The 17,447-nt window shown below is 61.8% G+C and carries 15 protein-coding genes and 2 pseudogenes; 12 read left to right on the top strand and 5 right to left on the bottom strand.

What is annotated here, in order from left to right:
- Positions 1–7: 7 nt before the first annotated feature.
- From ACQCSZ_RS25945 to ACQCSZ_RS25925, 5 genes are all read left to right on the top strand, one after another.
- The gene (locus ACQCSZ_RS25945; RefSeq protein ID WP_427008702.1) at positions 8–799 is read left to right on the top strand and encodes a TIGR04255 family protein; all 792 of its coding nucleotides are present in this window, start codon (positions 8–10) and stop codon (positions 797–799) included.
- Positions 789–1,436, top strand: a complete 648-nt coding sequence (locus tag ACQCSZ_RS25940) for a hypothetical protein (protein ID WP_427008701.1) — start codon at positions 789–791, stop codon at positions 1,434–1,436. The genes ACQCSZ_RS25945 and ACQCSZ_RS25940 overlap by 11 nt, the downstream gene beginning before the upstream one ends.
- Positions 1,437–1,453: 17 nt before the next feature.
- Positions 1,454–2,137 carry a hypothetical protein gene (locus ACQCSZ_RS25935; protein ID WP_427008700.1) on the top strand — a complete coding sequence of 228 codons (684 nt, stop codon included), beginning with the start codon at positions 1,454–1,456 and terminating at the stop codon, positions 2,135–2,137.
- 255 nt (positions 2,138–2,392) lie between these two features.
- Complete coding sequence (locus ACQCSZ_RS25930) at positions 2,393–2,872, top strand: nucleoside deaminase (protein ID WP_427008699.1); 480 nt, start codon at positions 2,393–2,395, stop codon at positions 2,870–2,872.
- Between the two features lie 190 nt (positions 2,873–3,062).
- A complete protein-coding gene (locus ACQCSZ_RS25925) occupies positions 3,063–3,662 on the top strand; it encodes a recombinase family protein (protein ID WP_427008698.1) in 600 nt (199 codons plus the stop codon).
- A gap of 157 nt (positions 3,663–3,819) precedes the next feature.
- On the opposite strand, the pseudogene ACQCSZ_RS25920 reads toward ACQCSZ_RS25925, so the two are convergent.
- Positions 3,820–5,019 (bottom strand): annotated as a pseudogene (locus ACQCSZ_RS25920) (IS4 family transposase).
- A gap of 27 nt (positions 5,020–5,046) precedes the next feature.
- On the opposite strand from ACQCSZ_RS25920, the gene ACQCSZ_RS25915 reads away from it, so the two are divergent.
- The 4 genes from ACQCSZ_RS25915 to ACQCSZ_RS25900 all read left to right on the top strand — a co-directional run bounded on the left by ACQCSZ_RS25915 (position 5,047) and on the right by ACQCSZ_RS25900 (position 8,957).
- On the top strand, positions 5,047–5,283 hold the full coding sequence (locus tag ACQCSZ_RS25915; RefSeq protein WP_427008697.1) for a hypothetical protein: 237 nt from the start codon (positions 5,047–5,049) through the stop codon (positions 5,281–5,283).
- A 108-nt stretch (positions 5,284–5,391) separates the two neighbouring features.
- Positions 5,392–5,691 (top strand): DUF4193 domain-containing protein, encoded by a 300-nt coding sequence (locus ACQCSZ_RS25910; RefSeq protein WP_427008696.1) that lies wholly within the window; start codon positions 5,392–5,394, stop codon positions 5,689–5,691.
- A 348-nt stretch (positions 5,692–6,039) separates the two neighbouring features.
- Entirely contained in the window at positions 6,040–7,839 is a 1,800-nt protein-coding gene (locus ACQCSZ_RS25905; RefSeq protein ID WP_427008802.1) for a translation initiation factor IF-2 N-terminal domain-containing protein, read from the top strand.
- Positions 7,836–8,957, top strand: a complete 1,122-nt coding sequence (locus tag ACQCSZ_RS25900) for a hypothetical protein (RefSeq protein ID WP_427008695.1) — start codon at positions 7,836–7,838, stop codon at positions 8,955–8,957. The genes ACQCSZ_RS25905 and ACQCSZ_RS25900 overlap by 4 nt, the downstream gene beginning before the upstream one ends.
- Before the next feature lie 1,531 nt (positions 8,958–10,488).
- Here ACQCSZ_RS25900 and ACQCSZ_RS25895 read toward each other — a convergent pair.
- From ACQCSZ_RS25895 to ACQCSZ_RS25885, 3 genes are all read right to left on the bottom strand, one after another.
- Positions 10,489–11,268 (bottom strand): FAD-dependent monooxygenase, encoded by a 780-nt coding sequence (locus ACQCSZ_RS25895; RefSeq protein ID WP_427008694.1) that lies wholly within the window; start codon positions 11,266–11,268, stop codon positions 10,489–10,491.
- Between the two features lie 249 nt (positions 11,269–11,517).
- Positions 11,518–11,838, bottom strand: a complete 321-nt coding sequence (locus ACQCSZ_RS25890) for a YegP family protein (RefSeq protein ID WP_427008693.1) — start codon at positions 11,836–11,838, stop codon at positions 11,518–11,520.
- A 218-nt stretch (positions 11,839–12,056) separates the two neighbouring features.
- On the bottom strand, positions 12,057–12,287 hold the full coding sequence (locus ACQCSZ_RS25885) for a hypothetical protein (RefSeq protein ID WP_427008692.1): 231 nt from the start codon (positions 12,285–12,287) through the stop codon (positions 12,057–12,059).
- Between the two features lie 240 nt (positions 12,288–12,527).
- Here ACQCSZ_RS25885 and ACQCSZ_RS25880 point away from each other — a divergent pair, with 240 nt between their 5' ends.
- The 3 genes and pseudogenes from ACQCSZ_RS25880 (at position 12,528) to ACQCSZ_RS25870 (ending at position 14,523) form a co-directional block, all read left to right on the top strand.
- The gene (locus ACQCSZ_RS25880) at positions 12,528–12,962 is read left to right on the top strand and encodes a hypothetical protein (RefSeq protein ID WP_427008691.1); all 435 of its coding nucleotides are present in this window, start codon (positions 12,528–12,530) and stop codon (positions 12,960–12,962) included.
- An 86-nt stretch (positions 12,963–13,048) separates the two neighbouring features.
- Positions 13,049–13,279: a hypothetical protein gene (locus ACQCSZ_RS25875; protein WP_427008690.1), complete on the top strand. Its 231-nt coding sequence runs from the start codon at positions 13,049–13,051 to the stop codon at positions 13,277–13,279.
- 43 nt (positions 13,280–13,322) lie between these two features.
- Positions 13,323–14,523: pseudogene (locus tag ACQCSZ_RS25870) on the top strand (IS4 family transposase).
- 341 nt (positions 14,524–14,864) lie between these two features.
- Here ACQCSZ_RS25870 and ACQCSZ_RS25865 read toward each other — a convergent pair.
- Entirely contained in the window at positions 14,865–17,360 is a 2,496-nt protein-coding gene (locus ACQCSZ_RS25865; protein WP_427008689.1) for an ATP-dependent Clp protease ATP-binding subunit, read from the bottom strand.
- Positions 17,361–17,447 lie beyond the last annotated feature (87 nt).

Here is a 17,447-nt window from a genome sequence, read left to right as displayed (position 1 = left end):
TGAGAAAGTGACTTCCAATGAGGTATACCCACGTTCCGCTCTTGCCCTAGCCGTTGTTGAGCTCAGGCATCCGTCAACCGAGCCCTTAAGTTCGTCCGCTTTGGGTTTGATTAAAGCGGGCCTTGCAGCCGTGACGCCGATCCAGCGCTGGGAGGAAGTCATGACTATTGACGTGCAAAGCGGCACGCAGGAGGTCCGGCGCTTTCCTAAGTTCATTTCCCGTGACCAACGGACGGCGGTCTCCTTCAGGACTGAAGCCATTGCTGTTGAGACGACGAACTATGAAGGCTTCGCGGGCTTCCGGGACGTCGTAGAAACAGCTGTGCGGGTTCGCCATGATGTGGATCCCCTGGATGCGATTGAGCGCGTAGGCCTCAGATACATCGACGAGGTTCGCGTACCGGTGGCGGGCCCTGTCGCGTGGGGGGATTGGATTTCGCCCAAGCTGCTGGGGCCGGACGCACCGCACTCCTCGGAGTTCCTTTCGGTCGTCCAGCAGCAAGGGGTCACAGTGTTCGCCGCCCAAACGCCAGGGGACTCGATCACGTTGAGATATGGCCTGGGTGAAGGTCAGGCTGTTGTCGGCAGTCCAAATCTGGCGAGGCCCGGGGAATTTAGCGGCCCGTTTTTCCTGATCGACATTGATGGCGCCTGGGCGGCGCCGGAAGGGATGATTCCTGAGTTTGATGTTGACGACGTGATAGGTGCGTGCACGCGTCTCCACGGCCCGATCAAGGACGTTTTTGAATCGTTGGTTTCGGAAAAGCTTAGAAACGAGGTGTTCCGCAATGTCATCTGATCTTCTTCCCGGCGGCTCTGCCACTGGCGGTAAATCATTTCTTCCTGTCATTGACCAGACGTCGAGTGCGCCACGCCGGGATCTACACGGCGATGCTGCCGTGATTCGGCATCAAGCCGGGGACTTGCATTCCTCTACGAAGGACCTGCATCACCAACTCCGCGTCAGTGCCCTCAACCGGCTTATGCAGGAGTGGGGGAAGAAGGCTCCGAATGAACTTCTGGAACATGTTTCGTCGCTGGGCTTTGCATGGCGCGATATTGCCCGAATGATTCATGTCAGTGTCCCGGCCGTCCAGAAATGGCGTCGGGGAGAGCGGATCACGGGCGAGAACCGGTTGCGCCTTACTCGTCTGATCGCAGTGATTGAAATGATCACTGTTGAACACCTTGTGTCGGACCCGGCATCTTGGTTCGAGATGCCAATCGAGGACCGGGTTGCCGTTACGCCCATCGACCTATACGCCGCCGGCAAAACCGATCTACTCCTGGACTGGGTCAGTAACCACGAAGCCGACCCAGTCACGGTTCTGGACAAGTTCGATGCCGATTGGAGGCAGCACTATGTTGATGAAAACTTTGAGACGTTCACTGCTGAAGACGGCGAGCTGTCCATCCGACCCAGGCCAAGCGTCTGAAACAGAGATAATTGCCTGTGAGCACGAACCAGCCGGAAACCCCCGCATCCATAGATGACCTGTACTACGCGCGCGGCGAAGACGTTGACAATAACCGCCCGGTCTTCACCGGCGACGTTTTCGCCGCCGCTGACCCGTCCGAGCAGAATGAGCCGGCGGCGGCATTCATCATTGTTCAGCATCCCTGCGCCCTCCGCGTGGGCGGTGTTGAGCTGGTTGACCCCGTCCTGGTCGCCCAAATCTCCCAGGTCCAGGGGACACGGAGCAACTGGGCAAAAGAATCTATCAGGCAGATGCCCTTGCCTGACCTCTTCCTGGACGGACAGCACTACGCCGCCAAATTCACCGACCTGGCATTGGTGACGCGTGCCGACATTGGCGGCCGCGAACGGGTGGCCATCCTTTCCCAGCACGGCGTGAATCTCCTGCTCCAGCGGTGGGTGCACCACAACAGCCGCGTGGTCGTGCCAACGATGACGTACAACGAACAGACAACCGGGGAATTCGAGGAAGCTGACCTAGCAGCAGAGTGGTGCGCCGAGCGCGGGCACGACGGTGTTGAGGAGTTCCACGACTGGATTCGGACGACGGACACCGGGGCATCAGCTACGCGTCAGAAACTGCTGCGCAACCCTCAAAGCCGGGCGACCGTACGCAGGGCCATGAACGCCGAGTTGCGGCGGCTGCGCGCCCAACCGTAGGTGCAGACCTGAAGAACGGAAAGGCCCTGGCGCGCAACAGAGCTCCGCAAGTATGCATTGAAACCGTCGCCCGGTGCGGTGGTTTATTCGGTGAATAACCCGCTCCATTACTGAACATGGTTATTGAGCAGCACAATGGGGTTGCTACGTGCCACAACCTTAGAACCGGGACACTCGGTGAGCATCCGCTCATGGATGCATAGCAGAAGCCAAGCTATTAGTGAGGACAAAATAGCCGCATGCGAAAATGACCGCATGACCGACGAACAACACCAAACCGCCACTCAGAAACCGCAAGCAGTCCCCGACCACGCCTTCGAAGCCGCCTACCAAGCCGCCCAAAAGAGCCTCAGTGAAGGCGGTATCCCCATCGGAGCAGCGCTAGCCCGTGACGGAGTGGTTATCGCGAGCGGACACAACGAACGAGTCCAAAACGGCGATCCGATCGCGCACGGCGAAATGTCGGCACTTCGCGCAGCCGGCCGGCAGAAGAGCTACCGGGACACCACGCTCTACACCACCCTCGCCCCGTGTGCCATGTGCACCGGAACCATCATCCAGTTCAAAATCCCGCGCGTGGTGGTGGGTGAGGCGCGCACGTTCGATGGCGAATTCGCGCTTCTGCGATCACGTGGCGTTGAGGTGGTGGTCCTGGATGACCAACGCTGCGTGGACATGATGCGCACCTTCCAGGACCACAACCTGGACCTGTGGGCGGAGGACATCGCTGAGTAGGACTAGGCGTCGGGTCCTGCGCAAAATCCTGAGAGACGTCTCGGTTCCTTGGAACTGGGACACACCCCGTGGGACACTCGCCGACGGACTGGATCGTCGGAGTGCCGCGTAACCCGAGTATCCCGTATGTTGTTCCAAAACACGCGCCACAATCACCTGTCACAGGGATAACTTTCGGTGCGGTTCAGGCATGGAAATCGGTTACGCGCGTGTATCAACGGCGAAGCAGGACCTCGCCAGGCAGTTGGATGCCTTGGCTGTCGCCGGCATCGAGACCGTCTTCTCGGATAAGAAGTCCGGCGCCACCACGGATCGCGCGGGGCTTCAGGACGCACTGCGACACGCCAGGGCCGGTGACGTGCTCGTCGTCCACACGCTGGACCGGCTGGGACGCACAGTGCGGGACACCCTGAACCTGGTCCACGAACTGAAAGAGCGCGGCGTAGGCGTTCGGACGCTGGCTGATCCCCTGCCGATCGACACGTCCAACCCGGACAGTCCCATGGCACAGCTGGCGGTTGTCCTGCTGGCACTCTTCGCAGAGATGGAACGGACCTACGCGGCCGAACGCGCCTCCCACGCCCGGGCGGTGGCGACCGCCAACGGGCGGCGCACGGGACGGCCTTCGGTGGTCGATGCCGACAAACTCGAACACGCCGCCCTCCTGCGGGACAAAGGCTTCTCCATGAAAGAGATCACCGCCAAGACCGGGCTGAAACGCACCACCCTGTACCGGCACCTGCCGCCCCGCTCCCCCGCAGCTGACCCGGCAACCACTGATGCCCTTTAGCCCCAATGCCGTTTACTTAGGTTTTTTTGGTGTTCGTTTGAGCGGCCAGTTCGACATTTTGCGCTTGATGACGCGGGGGTTGGTCCGTTGCCGGCGTGGAGGCAGGAGTTCGTTCAGGATTTCCCGGCAGAAGACGGCGAAGGCCTCCGCCAGTCGCTCAGGGGGAAAAAGCCGGGCGCCCGGCGAGGGAACGCCGGGCGGCCCGGAGGGTGCGCGTGAAGGAGAAGCGCAGGGGGTCTTCCTCGAAATGTTGGGCCACGCCGCCGATGAGGGACCTGATCGCGTAGTGCACGCAGAGGTAGCCGTAGATTTCCTGCAGGACCCCGTCGGGGGTTTTGGAGCGCAGCACGATGGACGGTCCGCGCTGGTGTGTCTTCAACTCATCAAAGCAGGACTCGATTTCCCAGCGTCTGGCGTAGGCCTCGGCAAGCTCCTGCGCCGGTGCCGCGGCCGGGGCCAGGAGGGTGGTGATGAGGCGGAATTCACTGCTCGTTTCGCCGGTGGTGACGGTGTATTCGATCACGCGCACCCGGATCGGGTCCGTGTTCGTCCGCCGGTCCTTGGGGCTGGCATAAAGGTCCGAAAGGTAGGACCCGTCGTCCAGCTCTTCCATCACGGGAAGCACGTTGGAGGCCTTCACCCGCCACAACAGCGCCGCCCCCGTGGCGGCGCTGTCTTTCCAGGCGGTGTAGGAGAAGAACCCCCGGTCGGCCATAGCCAGCATGTCCGCCTCCAGCCGGTGGAGCAGGCCCGGATAGAGGTCGTGTTCGGACGTGGAAAAGCCCGAGACCACGGCGCCGATCACCGCGTGGGTGCCGCATTCGACCAGGCCGAGCACCCGCGCCTGCGGGTAGGCGCTCTTGAACTCCGTGGCCGTTCCGGGCCGGCCGTACGCGCGCTCGTTCACCGGGGTGTCCGCCAGGTCCAGGCAGGTCCCGTCCACACTGACCAGCCGCCACCCCTTGTAGAACCCGGGCCCGCCCGGTGCCGCCAACGGCTTCGCGACCTCGGCGAACAACTCGGCCATCACCGTGGAGCCCAGCCGGGTCCTGGCCTTGAAGATCGCGGCCTTCGTCGGCATCTGCTAGGGCCGGAACCGCCCGGTGATCCATTCCATCCCGGCCAGCAGGGAGCGCATCACTTCCTCATACGAACCGGCCGAAAACAACGCCAGCGACATCACGTAATACACCATCAGCCGGGACGGCAGCAGCCGGGTCCGCTGCTCCCCGGCCCCGGTCCGGGCAATCACCGCATCAACAACATCCGGCGGGAACACCCGCGTCAAAACACCGAGCGAGACATGATCACTCAACCGCTCAGGACCCTCCGGGGTCACCCATCCGCTACGCGCCATCCCGAAAGATTAACACAACCACCCTAAGTGAACGGCATTGCCTTTAGCCCGGACACGCTAAGTTATGCCCCGACCTATGGCGGAATGCTTGTCCTCGCGCTGCTGATGTTCATCGGCCAACTGACCGCGGCAGGGATCCTATTGGTTCTTGCCGGTTTCACCTGGCTGGCGGCGTACCCGATCCAGGCAATCGCGCGATCGTTCAGCCGACCTGATCGGCCACAGACCGGCTCACCGGCTTCACCGACAGCTCCAGGATGCTGATCGACCCGCCGCGCATTGGCACACCTGCCCATGCCCAGGGGAATACAGAGTCGATGCTGTATGTTGCTATCGCGACAAGCTCAAAACAAGAGAAAAGAGAATGCCCCAGTGGCAACCGATTACGACGAAGTCCGCTCTGACGTCAAGGAAGTCCAGGAAAGGTCCCTGGAGGCCCTGCGGACCGCGAATACCCCTGACGCCCGCAGCGTGGTTTCAGAACTCGATGAGGCCGACACAGTTGATGGCCTCAATCTCCCCGGCGACTTCATCGCCGAGGAACTCATCGTTGAAGTCATCCCCCAGAAGGAGGACGAGTTCATCTGCTACTCCTGCTTCCTGGTCCGCCACCGCTCCCAGATGGTCAAGGAGAAGGACGGCCACGCCTACTGCATCGAATGTGAAGACTGAGCCCATGCCTCACCACTGACCCCACCGTCTGGACCGCTACAGTTCCGCCAAAAGTTTTTCAGCTGCGCAAGGACGTTTATGCAGCGATTAACATCCATGCCCCCGCACGATCAGCAACACGTCTCACAACAGACATGTTAGTTTCGAGACACATTTCGGTGATGGGGTTGAGCTCCAGTGCATGGTTCACTCGGTGGTGCAACGGATCGCTACCCACGCCTAGGGCAGCCGAAGGGCACTTACGAGCTCTTCATTGGCCAAAAAAGAACGCCTCTATGCGTCCGGCCGCACCAATCCCCCATAATGGGAATCGAGCCCAATTCGGCCAGGAGAAAACAAGTGGAGAAAATGCGAGTGCATGAATTGGCCAGCGAACTTGGCGTCGACTCCAGGATCGTGCTTCGTCGGCTGCGAGAGCTTGGCGAATTCGCAAGAAGCGCTTCGTCGACTATCGAGCCTCCGGTGGCTGCCAAAGTGAGGGCTTCCTTTGGTGCTCGAATTCCACGGACTACGCCGCGGCCCTTCCCGGTGCGCCGTGACCAAATCGCCCCTTACATTGATAGCCCAACATTCGATCCCACTGCTCCATCAGCGCGTCAGTATGGATGGCGTTCAGGCGCGGTTCCTCATCCCCAGCACCCCGACCTACTCGCAAACATTCAGCGAGTTGCACGACGCTTTCCGATATTCGAGGAACATATGGACGCCTTACGCGGCGTGGGCTCACAAGCCGTATTCGCGGGCTCGTGCCGACAGGAGGGTTTTAGGGACTGTGTGATCGTCCACATTCGTTTCAGCGGTGCAATCGAAGCCGGCTTCGGATTTACACGCGAAGTTATGCTCTTCTACAGTCCGCATGCCGACCTGCAGGTGCGAACCTTCGAAGCTGCTGCGCGAGAGCTTGCAAGTTCCGATAGGTTCGTGACGCCGGACATCTTCTTCATGTGGTCGCCGGACCTACGGTTGCAAATCAAGCTGAAGGACTGGTCACGGCCGTCGAAGCTAGCCATTCCGTTTCAAATTGACGATGAAGACGAGCTATCGCTCATCAAACTGCTGCGTAACTATATCTACGCACGCGACCTTTTTTATCTGACTACGCCTGTTCATGGGGCCAGCTTCTTTGGACGCCGAACTCTTCTGCAGGCGCTGCGAGATGACGTGATAAACCAGCGTGTTACCGGGGTTTTCGGGCTCCGCAAATCAGGCAAAACCAGCATCTTGATGCAGCTCAAACAGGAGCTCCAGGAAGATCACATCGTTACGGTACTGATGGACTTAGAGACATTCCCGTCTCCGCCAGAAGACCCCACCGATGACATCGTCAGCGACTTGCGCCGACGGCTAATTGACGAGCTAAAGTCCCGAAAACTTCGCACCCAGGAACTGTCTCAGCTTTCGGAACGCCCTTCGATTTTGGAGTTGAAGAACGCCCTCCAGACGATCCTGAAGTATCTCTGGAAGGACGGAAACCGAATCCTTCTCCTGCTAGACGAGATTGAGTACCTCACACCCGCAGACCGCGTCGACATAGCCGAGGGCGACATGCCGAAGATCGCGCAGCTACTTTCTGCTTTGCGAAGCATCGTGCAGGAGTCAGAAAATTTCACCTTCGTACTGTCCGGACTCACCAGTGCAATCGTAGAAGGCGGGCGTCTCTATGGCCGACCAAATCCGTTGTTTTCGTGGGCGAAGGCGGTCTACGTAAAACCCCTAACTCGCGAAGAGGCAGATGAACTCGCAAGTACGGTCGGCGGCAAGATGGGCATACAGATTGAACCCGGCGCGCTGGAAGCGCTACATGAAGCCTCGGGCGGACATGCGTACCTTTACCGAAACCTCAGTTCCGCCGTGGTGAAGCACCTACCAACAGATGTTTTTCAGCGCACGATGGTTCGATCGGCGGTATTGACCGAGCTCAGTGACTGGAAAAGTCGGGTGCAAGGGAACATCGAGGAAATTGTTCAGCATGTCAAGCGTTACTACCCGAACGAGGCTGTGATGCTCGAACTCCTGATGGATAGCCCCGACGACTTCGAAGAACTAGCCACCAGTGAGCATATCGCCGTTCGACGACTACAAGATCTTGGACTAATCCAGGAGGGTACCAGGGGGTACGAAGTGAGTGTTCTCTTGGAGTTGGTGTGACCGTGGTCGACTATTCTGACTGGGTCGAGCACATCCATCGCAAGGCAAAACAGCTAAGTGTCGTTTTTCTCCAGCTTGGTTTCAGTAATGAGCCCGCCCGTCGCGCCCTCGTTGCATCAGATCTGACCGTGCTAGGCGTCGGGGATTATATGGAATCAAACAGGGGTGACGCCGACGGAACCCTGGTAATCGACGCCATGGAAAAATTTGTGGCCCCCGCTGCAGATGTTTCACTGGGCGCTCTTCGAGAGCGTGTTTTTAGCGATGTCGAACACGGCACACGGGTAATTTTGCTCTCGAGGGCACCGCGGATTGCGTTTCCAGCCGTCGTCGGTAGCTCACTTCTCGACGATGCTAGCTTTGCGCACGCGCCAGTCCTGAAGTGTCAAGGGGCGGAACAATTCCCAACGTGTGCGGAGGACGGTGCGGACCCAACGGAAGTCCTGCACCACACATTGAGGGAGCTCGGCTCAGAGCTGTGCGCGTCGCTTGATCGAGTGATCTACGAGAATTCACTAACCGGGGAGACAGCCCTTGGAACACTGAATGCGCGCGAGCTAGAGGCGCTGGACGGGGCCGGTATCACTGCGCGCACGGGAGCGCTTCGTGAATGGAACTTCCCGAAGTACCTCATGCCACTGAAGAACGCGCTTGACGTCGCTCTCGCAGACGATGTTGAGCCGCAACACCATCTCGCCGAAGTGAGCGCCGGCCTCTGGAAGATAGAGCGCATCATCCGTCGTGAAATCCGTCGCCAGGCTATTGCAGCTTGGGACCAAAAGTGGCGACAACAGTGTCTTAAAGGTGATCTTCCCGGAAAGGTACTCGAGCGGGCAACGGAGGCCGCGTACCTTGGTGCCACATCAATTAAACAGCTTCGAGATCCATTGGAATGGCTGTCGCTTGGCGAATTGTTGCAAATCAAAGACAGGACCGAAATCGGAGACTTAGGCTTGAATGCAGCGCTGTGGCGTAATTTTTGCGCCCAGATCATGCCCATCCGCAACCGCCTCGCGCACATGCGCGCTCTTCGTCCGGAAGACGCGGCCGAAGTTGTGAAGTGGCAGCGAGTGCTCGAACTCCGTTTGGTGCGTGATTCGGCCAAGAGCCGCTCGTAATATGCCGGGGGCGTCTCAACCTCATCACGTCCCTGTCGGTCGATGTCTCCTTACCCTTGGGTTACGAGGCAGATCGGTTGCGAGACACTCTCGGTGGGGTCGCTTTAGTTTTCGACATGGTGAACCGTCCCGGGAATCATGCCGCCGTTTTGTTCGCGGCGTCACCTGTTGATGGGCCCGTGGGTTGGGTCCGATTCACTAGATCGGTGACTCTGACGATTGTGCCTGTCGCCTCAATAATGCAGTTGTAGCCCTCCTGGCTACATCGGAGTGCGGCAAGCCTAACCGGAGTAGACATATGAACGAACGGCCTGGATCAGGGTAGGGCTAACACGAGCGACGCCCGCGTAGGGCTGGACTTCCTGGAACTCTGTTCGGTGCTACTGGCAGGGAAACAGCGAATGCGCTACGAACAAGCAAGGCCACCGCGTGCCGCAAGGTCATTCGCCTGTCGCCTGGACGGCGAGTAGGCAGTCGATGGCACTACTGATCCGACGGCCCCGCCTATCAACTGCGGTCCGGGATGCCCGTACGATGAATTCATGACTGACGAGCCCCGCGCGCCTCTTCGTTTACTTCCCCTTGAAGAGGCTGGCCAAGTACTCCAAGTCCGCCACAATCCTGCCACTCTCTCTTTCGACGAAGAAGCCCTTGCCTTAGTGTGCCGAATGTCGGGACTGGTCGATATAGGCATCGACGGACCCGACTTGGAAGTAAGCGCGACGGCTGTGGACCCGATAACGCTGCGTAGAGCGCGGGTGCACCTCTCCCGTAACCGTCGTGGGGCACGAGTCTTCGAATACAGCAGTCTCGACCACTCACCGCCACCCGTTGTCGGCGCAAACTACAGCGACCTCTTGAAGGCTCTAGACGCCCCGGATACCGCCTTTTGGGATGACGCTGTGACGTCCTTGTGGAAGATCTTTGACATGGCAGATGGCAGGATCCGGTTGGGGACCAACATAAAGGAACCTGCGGCAGCCACATACGAGTCACTGGGAAATCTGGCAGCCGGAGCAGAGCCGATTGCCCTGCAGGCGGCAAAGAAAACCACGGCTCATTGGTTTGACGAGTTTGCCGCTGCCTGGACAGAACTGTTTTACGACGGTACAGGCTGCACTGCGGGCGTGGTCTATGCCCACGATTTTGGAACAGACGTCGAAGTTGAGTTCAGTCGCCCTGTGGGAGATGACTATGAACTAACCAAGTTCCGAATTGGCACGAGGAACCTCAACGGTGTCCGAGGGCAGGTCTTTATGATTGCGGATTACGCGTTTCACCTCGATGAGGCTGAAGGCTTTTTTGAGACGGTTGACCCCGCAAGAGACTACCGTGAGGGCTACGACCTGCTGTTGAGACTTAGTGCCGCCTCGGCAGGCATGTTTGACGCGTGGACGGAGGAACATGCCCGAGCTGTGGATAGGGAACTCCACAAGCTTGTTCCGGGACTACTGCGCAACGAGAGGGAAGCTATCGGTGCGTACGAGCAATGGCAACGGGAGCGAGAAGACGATTGGCGGCGAGAATGGGACTACATGAAGCCTCTCAAGATGCTCAACCATTGGCTGCACGGCCACTTTCCCAACGACGAATTAAGCGGCGTCGCACTGGATGATGATTCAGATTTCGAGTACACGGATTGGAACACGGATTCGACCCGAAGTGAGGCCGGCTCAGCCTGAGGTCCACTCTGCCCTAGACGACCCTCCGCTGCTGTTCCAGATGACCGAATGAGCGGACCCGGCAGCGGGGTAAGTTCGGCCGTCTCTGCAGCGAAGGCAACCGGGGCTTCTTGGGCAGACACCCATATAGCGGGGCCGAACGCCATGGCCCGGACGGTGGAGTGCAGTCCGTCGGCGCCGACGACCAGGTCGAACCGGCGCGGGGCCGCGCGCTCGAAGATGACGTCGATACCGCCGTCATCCGCGCGCAGCGCGGTGATGGAGTCCCCGAACAGGAACTCTGCATCGTCTGCCGCGGCCTGGCAAAGGATGGCAGCGAGGTCGTCCCGGGGTACCTCGACGTCATCGCCCCGGGGCCGGCCGAGCCGCAGCGGGCCGATCCGATGCCCGGATGCGGTCATGAAGGCCAGGTCCGGGGCGTGGGTGGCGGCATCGCGCAGGCGCGGCAGGATGCCCATCCGCCGGGCCACCTCGGTGGCCGTGCCGTGCACGTCGACCGGGCTTCCGCTGGAGCGCAATCCCCGGGCGCGTTCGACCACCGTCGGCCGGAACCCGTGGCGGGCCAGCCAGTACGCCAGGGTGGGGCCGGCGATGCCCGCCCCGCAGATCAACACGGTGCGTTGTCCCATGCCCGTCAGCTTAACGGGAACGACACGGCCATGATGCCCGCAGACCTCGCCAGGATCCGCGTCCCGCGGGTTGGCCGTGGACGGCCCAGGACACGCCCGGCGCGTCCTGGCCGACAAGGGCTGTCCCTCGCGGGCGAACCGGTCCTGGCTGGCCGCATGCGGGATCGGGGCCACCATCCCCGAGAAGACGGACCAAGCGGCGGCCACCGCCGAAGGAGGCTGATGGAGTCCGGGCCAGGTCCCGGCCGCTCAGGCGGCTGTGGTGATGGCGGGGGCGCGGGGACGGGTCAGGGAGTGCGTGGGCCGTGTACCGGGACGGCCGGGGGCGGCGGCCCTGGTTCTGTGATCCGGCGAGGGTACGGGCCCGGCTGCCGTGTCGGTGGAAGGAGCCGGGCACCTGTCGGTGATGTGGCCCATTCCGGCGTATTCGCGGACGTCCCGGATTCCGGCGACGGCGGACTGCTTGTCGGGAAAACTTCGGGAGACCGCCATCACCGTCCCGTCGGGTGCCGTGATGCTGAATCTGAAGCCCGAGTCTTCGTCGTTGAAGAGTTCGAACATGCCTGCCATGGGTCTCCTCCCGGCGGTGACCGCCCGCCTTGGCTTCGATGGTTTGTCGTCGGGGCGGAAACACGGCGCGCGGCTGCCGTCCCGACGGTCTGGTAAAGGCACGGAATCTCGGATGGCGAAAAGTGTGAAGCAGGCCACACGTCCGCCCCCAAAGCTACCCGGGAAACCGGGTACCGGCCAGTAGAAGTTTTAGCGTCAGGGACTGGTCACTCGCGGAGTCAGGCCCGTTCCGGGATTTCCCAGCCGGCGGTTTCGGTGTAGCCGGCGACCACACCGCCGCCACCGAAGGTGCGGCTGGGCTCGAGGCTGAAGCGCAGCAACGCTGTTCTGCAGCCGGCCTCCCGCACCGCGCCGACAGCCCTGACGAGGGCCTCCTGGAGGTCGCTGCCGTCCACGGCCGAGCGGATCTCGGCATGCTGGTTGGCGGTGTACTCAAGGTAGAACGGCATGGGGGAAGCATGTCACAGGCAGCCGGGGAACGACATGTGCCCTTGAGGGCTCCGGGCAAGGCAAGCCCGGTGGCAGGCGGCATCAACCGGCTTCCCGGACGACGAAGGGGACTGACGGGTTTCCTTGTCAGGTTCTCGGTCCGGGATTAGCCTGAAGTCCGGAACACAGCTCATTGCCTGGGTCTGCGGGGTACAGCCCCACAGACGGGCCGAAGCTCTCCACGATTAAGGAGCACGTCAATGTCGACCATCTCCCATGCCCACAGGCCCGGCAATTCCCGGCAGCCCCACGGGCAGCGACTGTGGTGCATCAGGTGCCGCACGGACCAGCACCTGGCCATCGATGGCATCGAGCAGCCCTCTCCTCCTGAACAAGAACTGGTCGAGGTCTCCTACACCTGTGGGGGCTGCGATTTCCTCTACGCCCACGCCGCCACCGTTGCGCAGGCCGCGGCCATCATCAACCGGCCGGGCCCGGCGAGGACGCCGGGAATTTTGCAGTTCGGCGGGGCGTATATCCACTGCGGTGAGCCCATGCACGCCGCCGGTTCCGAAGCGCGCAGCATTTATGCCCCGATGAGCACCGGACAGTCCGGCGAACCCGTTCTGGACGTTTATCTCCGCACCCGGGTTCTGAAATGCTCCTGTGTCTTCCAGATGGAAATACCGGACTGAACCCGGATCCACATGAACAGTTATGGCATATCCCGGGGCGGCCGGCGGCGCTGTGCCGACAGTGCCCGGCATGAGACGATTCCCGCATGAATCAGAACGACTCCCGCTCGGCCGGCCGTCCCGTCCGTGGTTACGCCGACACCACCGGACACAGCCACCGTCAGGAGATCCTGACCAGAGAACAGCTGCAGGCTATGGGGCAACGGCGCAAGGACGCTGAACAAAAACTTGAACGCCACCAGTTGGAAGCCCGGAGCAGGGAAAGCCTCCACGACACCATCCTGAACCCACCAGACCCGGCGCACAACCGCCCCTAGCCGCAATGCCGTTTACTTAGGATTTTTGTGTTAATCTTTCGGCGTGGCGCGTAGTGGATGGGTGACTCCTGAAGGTCCTGAGCGGTTGAGTGATCATGTCTCGATCGGTGTTTTGACGCGGGTTTTTCCGCCGGATGTGGTGGATGCGGTGATTGAGCGGACCGGGGCCGGTGAGCAGCGGACGCGGCTGTTGCCTTCGCGGTTGATGGTGTACTACGTGATGTCGTTGGCGTTGTTTTCCGCCGGTTCGTACGAGGAAGTGATGCGGTCGCTGTTGGCCGGGATGGAGTGGATCACGGGGCGGTTCCGGGATTGGCAGATGCCGACGAAGGCCGCGATTTTCAAGGCCCGGACCCGGCTGGGGTCCACGGTGATGGCCGAGTTGTTTGCCGAGGTGGCGAAGCCGTTGGCGGTTCCGGGCGGGCCCGGGTTCTATAAGTCCTGGCGGCTGGTCAGTGTGGACGGGACCTGCCTGGATCTGGCGGACACGCCGGGCCAACGAGCGCGCGTACGGCCGTCCGGGCACGGCGACGGAGTTCAAGAGCGCCTACCCGCAGGCGAGGGTGCTCGGCCTGGTCGAGTGCGGCACCCATGCGGTGCTCTCCGCCGTGGTCTCGGGCTTTTCCACGTCGGAGCATGACCTGTATCCGGCCCTGTTGGCCGATGTCCAGGAGTGGATGCTGCTGATGGCCGACCGCGGCTTCTTTTCCTACACGGCCTGGAAGGACAGCGCCGCCACCGGCGCCGCCCTGTTGTGGCGGATGAGAGCCTCGAACCTGCTGCCCGTGATCGAGGAACTCGAGGACGGGTCCTACCTCTCTGTCCTCTACGCCAGTACGAAGGACCGGAGGACGAACACGGATCCGATCCGGGTGCGGGTGATCGAATACACGGTCACCACCGGGGAACAGGAAAGTGAATTCCGCCTCATCACCACCATCCTGGACCCGGGCCAGGCACCCGCGGACGACCTCGCCCGCGCCTATGCCAGGAGGTGGGAAATAGAGTCCTGCTTTGACGAGCTCAAGACCCACCAGCGCGGCCCCGGGACCGTGTTGCGCTCCAAAACCCCCGACGGGGTCCTGCAGGAAATCTACGGCCACCTGTGTGTGCACTACGCGATCAGATCGCTCATCGGCGGCATCGCCCACCACTTCGACGAGGACCCCCTGCGGTTCTCCTTCATGCGGACCCTCCGGGCCGCCCGGCGTTCCCTTGCCGGGCGCCCGGCTTTTTCCCCCTGAGCGACTGGCCGAAGCGTTCTCCGTCTTCTGCCGGGAAATCCTTCACGAACTCCTGCCTCCCCGCCGGCAACGCACCAACCCCCGCGTCATCAAACGGAAAATGTCCAACTGGCCACTCAAGCGAATACCAAAGACACCTAAGTAAACGGGATTGCCCCTAGCCGGACTCTGGCCTGCTGCTTCGGGGCGCTTCAGGAAACGGAAAAAATACCGCGCTAAGCCGTGGAAGGTGATCGTAGGGGCCTGAATTTGCCCGTGCCGATACTGTGCGGCCTGCAGGGCAATGAGGTGAGAGACCGGATTTCAGCCTGCCTCGGCGGTGGCCAGCGGCGGTTTTCCGTTTAGCTAGCGGCGGGCAGTGCGTCCGGGATGCGCGGCTTGGTGTTGCCGGCGAAGGTGAACTTGGCGTTGTCGCCTTCGCCTTCAACATCCACCACCACGATGTCTCCGGCGTGCAGCTCGCCGAAGAGGATTTTCTCGGAGAGCTGGTCCTCGATTTCGCGCTGGATGGTGCGGCGCAGCGGCCGGGCACCCATCGCGGGGTCGTAGCCGCGGGTGGCAAGGAGCACCTTGGCCGCGGTGGTGAGCTCGATGCCCATGTCCTTGTCCGCAAGGCGCTTCTCCAGCCGGCTGACGAACATGTCCACGATCTCGATGATTTCGTCCTGGGTCAGCTGCGGGAACACCACAACGTCGTCAACACGGTTCAGGAACTCGGGGCGGAAGTGCTGCTTGAGCTCCTCGGTGACGCGGGCGCGCATCCGGTTGTAGCCGGTCTGTGTGTCGGTGCCGGACTGGAAGCCGGTGGCCACGCTCTTGGAGATGTCGCGGGTGCCGAGGTTGGTGGTCATGATGATCACGGTGTTCTTGAAGTCCACGACCCGGCCGTGGCTGTCGGTCAGGCGGCCGTCTTCCAGGATCTGCAGCAGTGAGTTGAACAGATCCGCGTGGGCCTTCTCGACTTCGTCGAAGAGAATCACGGAGAACGGACGCCGCCGGACCTTCTCGGTCAGCTGCCCGCCCTCGTCGTAGCCGACGTAGCCCGGCGGGGCGCCGAAGAGCCGCGACACCGTGTGCTTCTCCGAGTACTCGGACATGTCCAGGGTGATCAGCGCGTCCTCTTCACCGAACAGGAACTCAGCCAGGGCCTTGGCCAGCTCGGTCTTGCCGACGCCGGTAGGGCCGGCGAAGATGAACGAACCGCCCGGACGCTTCGGGTCCTTCAGCCCTGCACGGGTGCGCCGGATGGCCCGCGACACCGACTTTATCGCCTCCTCCTGGCCCACCACGCGCTGGTGCAGCTCGGCTTCCATCCTCAGCAGACGCGAGGACTCCTCCTCGGTGAGCTTGAAGACCGGGATGCCGGTGGAGTTCGCCAGCACCTCGGCGATGAGATCCTCATCGACTTCGGAGATGTCGTCCAGACCGCCCGCCTTCCATCGGCGCTCCCTCTCTTTGCGCAGGGCGGCGAGTTTCTGCTCCTCGTCGCGCAGCGACGCGGCCCCCTCGTAGTCCTCCGCATCCAGTGCGTGCTCTTTCTCGATTTTCATAGCGGCGATGCGCTCGTCCAGGGCCTTGAGCTCCGGCGGGGCGGTCATCCGGCGGATGTGCAGCCGGGCGCCGGCCTCGTCGATCAGGTCGATGGCCTTGTCCGGCAGGAAGCGGTCCGAGATGTAGCGCTCCGAGAGGGCCGCCGCCGAGGCGAGGGCGCCGTCGGTGATGGTGACGCGGTGGTGCGCCTCGTACCGGTCACGGAGGCCCTTGAGGATCTCGATGGTGTCGGCGACGGAGGGTTCCTTGACCTGGATCGGCTGGAAGCGGCGCTCCAGCGCGGCATCCTTTTCGATGTGCTTGCGGTATTCGTCCAGCGTGGTCGCGCCGATGGTCTGGAGTTCGCCCCGGGCCAGCAACGGCTTCAGGATCGAGGCCGCATCGATGGCGCCCTCGGCCGCACCGGCACCGACGAGGGTGTGGATCTCGTCGATGAACAAAAGGATGTCGCCGCGGGTGCGGATCTCCTTGAGGACCTTCTTCAGGCGCTCTTCGAAGTCGCCACGGTAGCGGGAGCCGGCAACCACGGAGCCGAGGTCCAGGGTGTACAGCTGCTTGTCCTTGATGGTCTCGGGCACGTCGCCACGGACAATCGCCTGGGCCAGGCCCTCGACGACGGCCGTCTTGCCGACGCCCGGCTCGCCGATCAGCACGGGATTGTTCTTGGTGCGGCGGGAAAGGACCTGCATGACGCGTTCCATTTCCTGCTCGCGGCCGATCACGGGGTCCAGCTTGTTTTCACGCGCGGCCTGGGTCAGGTTCCGGCCAAACTGGTCCAGGACCACGGAACCGGCGGGGGTGCCTTCGGCCTGGTCCTGGCCGGGGCCGGCACCGGTGGTTTCCTTGCCCTGATAGCCGGAGAGCAGCTGGATGACCTGCTCGCGGACCCGGTTCAGGTCCGCGCCGAGCTTGACCAGCACCTGGGCGGCCACACCTTCACCCTCACGGATGAGGCCGAGCAGGATGTGCTCGGTGCCGATGTAGTTGTGGCCCAGCTGCAGGGCCTCCCGGAGGGCGAGCTCCAGCACCTTCTTGGCGCGCGGCGTGAAGGGGATGTGGCCGGACGGGGACTGCTGGCCCGGGCCGATGATCTCCTGGACCTGCTCCCGGACGCCGTCGAGCGAAATGCCCAAGGACTCAAGGGCTTTGGCGGCAACACCTTCACCCTCATGGATCAGACCCAAGAGGATGTGTTCGGTACCAATGTAACCGTGGTTCAGCAGGCGTGCCTCTTCCTGGGCAAGCACAACCACGCGACGGGCACGGTCCGTAAATCGCTCAAACATTTTCGCCACACTCCTGGCTGCCCCTACCTTGATGCTACGTCGCCTCAGACCCCCTTGGGCTGTTCGCCGCAGGCAGGATATTACAGA

This window comes from Pseudarthrobacter sp. H2, from assembly GCF_050157045.1.
GTDB lineage: Bacteria > Actinomycetota > Actinomycetes > Actinomycetales > Micrococcaceae > Arthrobacter.
Note: the sequence above shows the minus strand (reverse complement) of the source record. Positions and strands in the feature narration are given on the sequence as shown.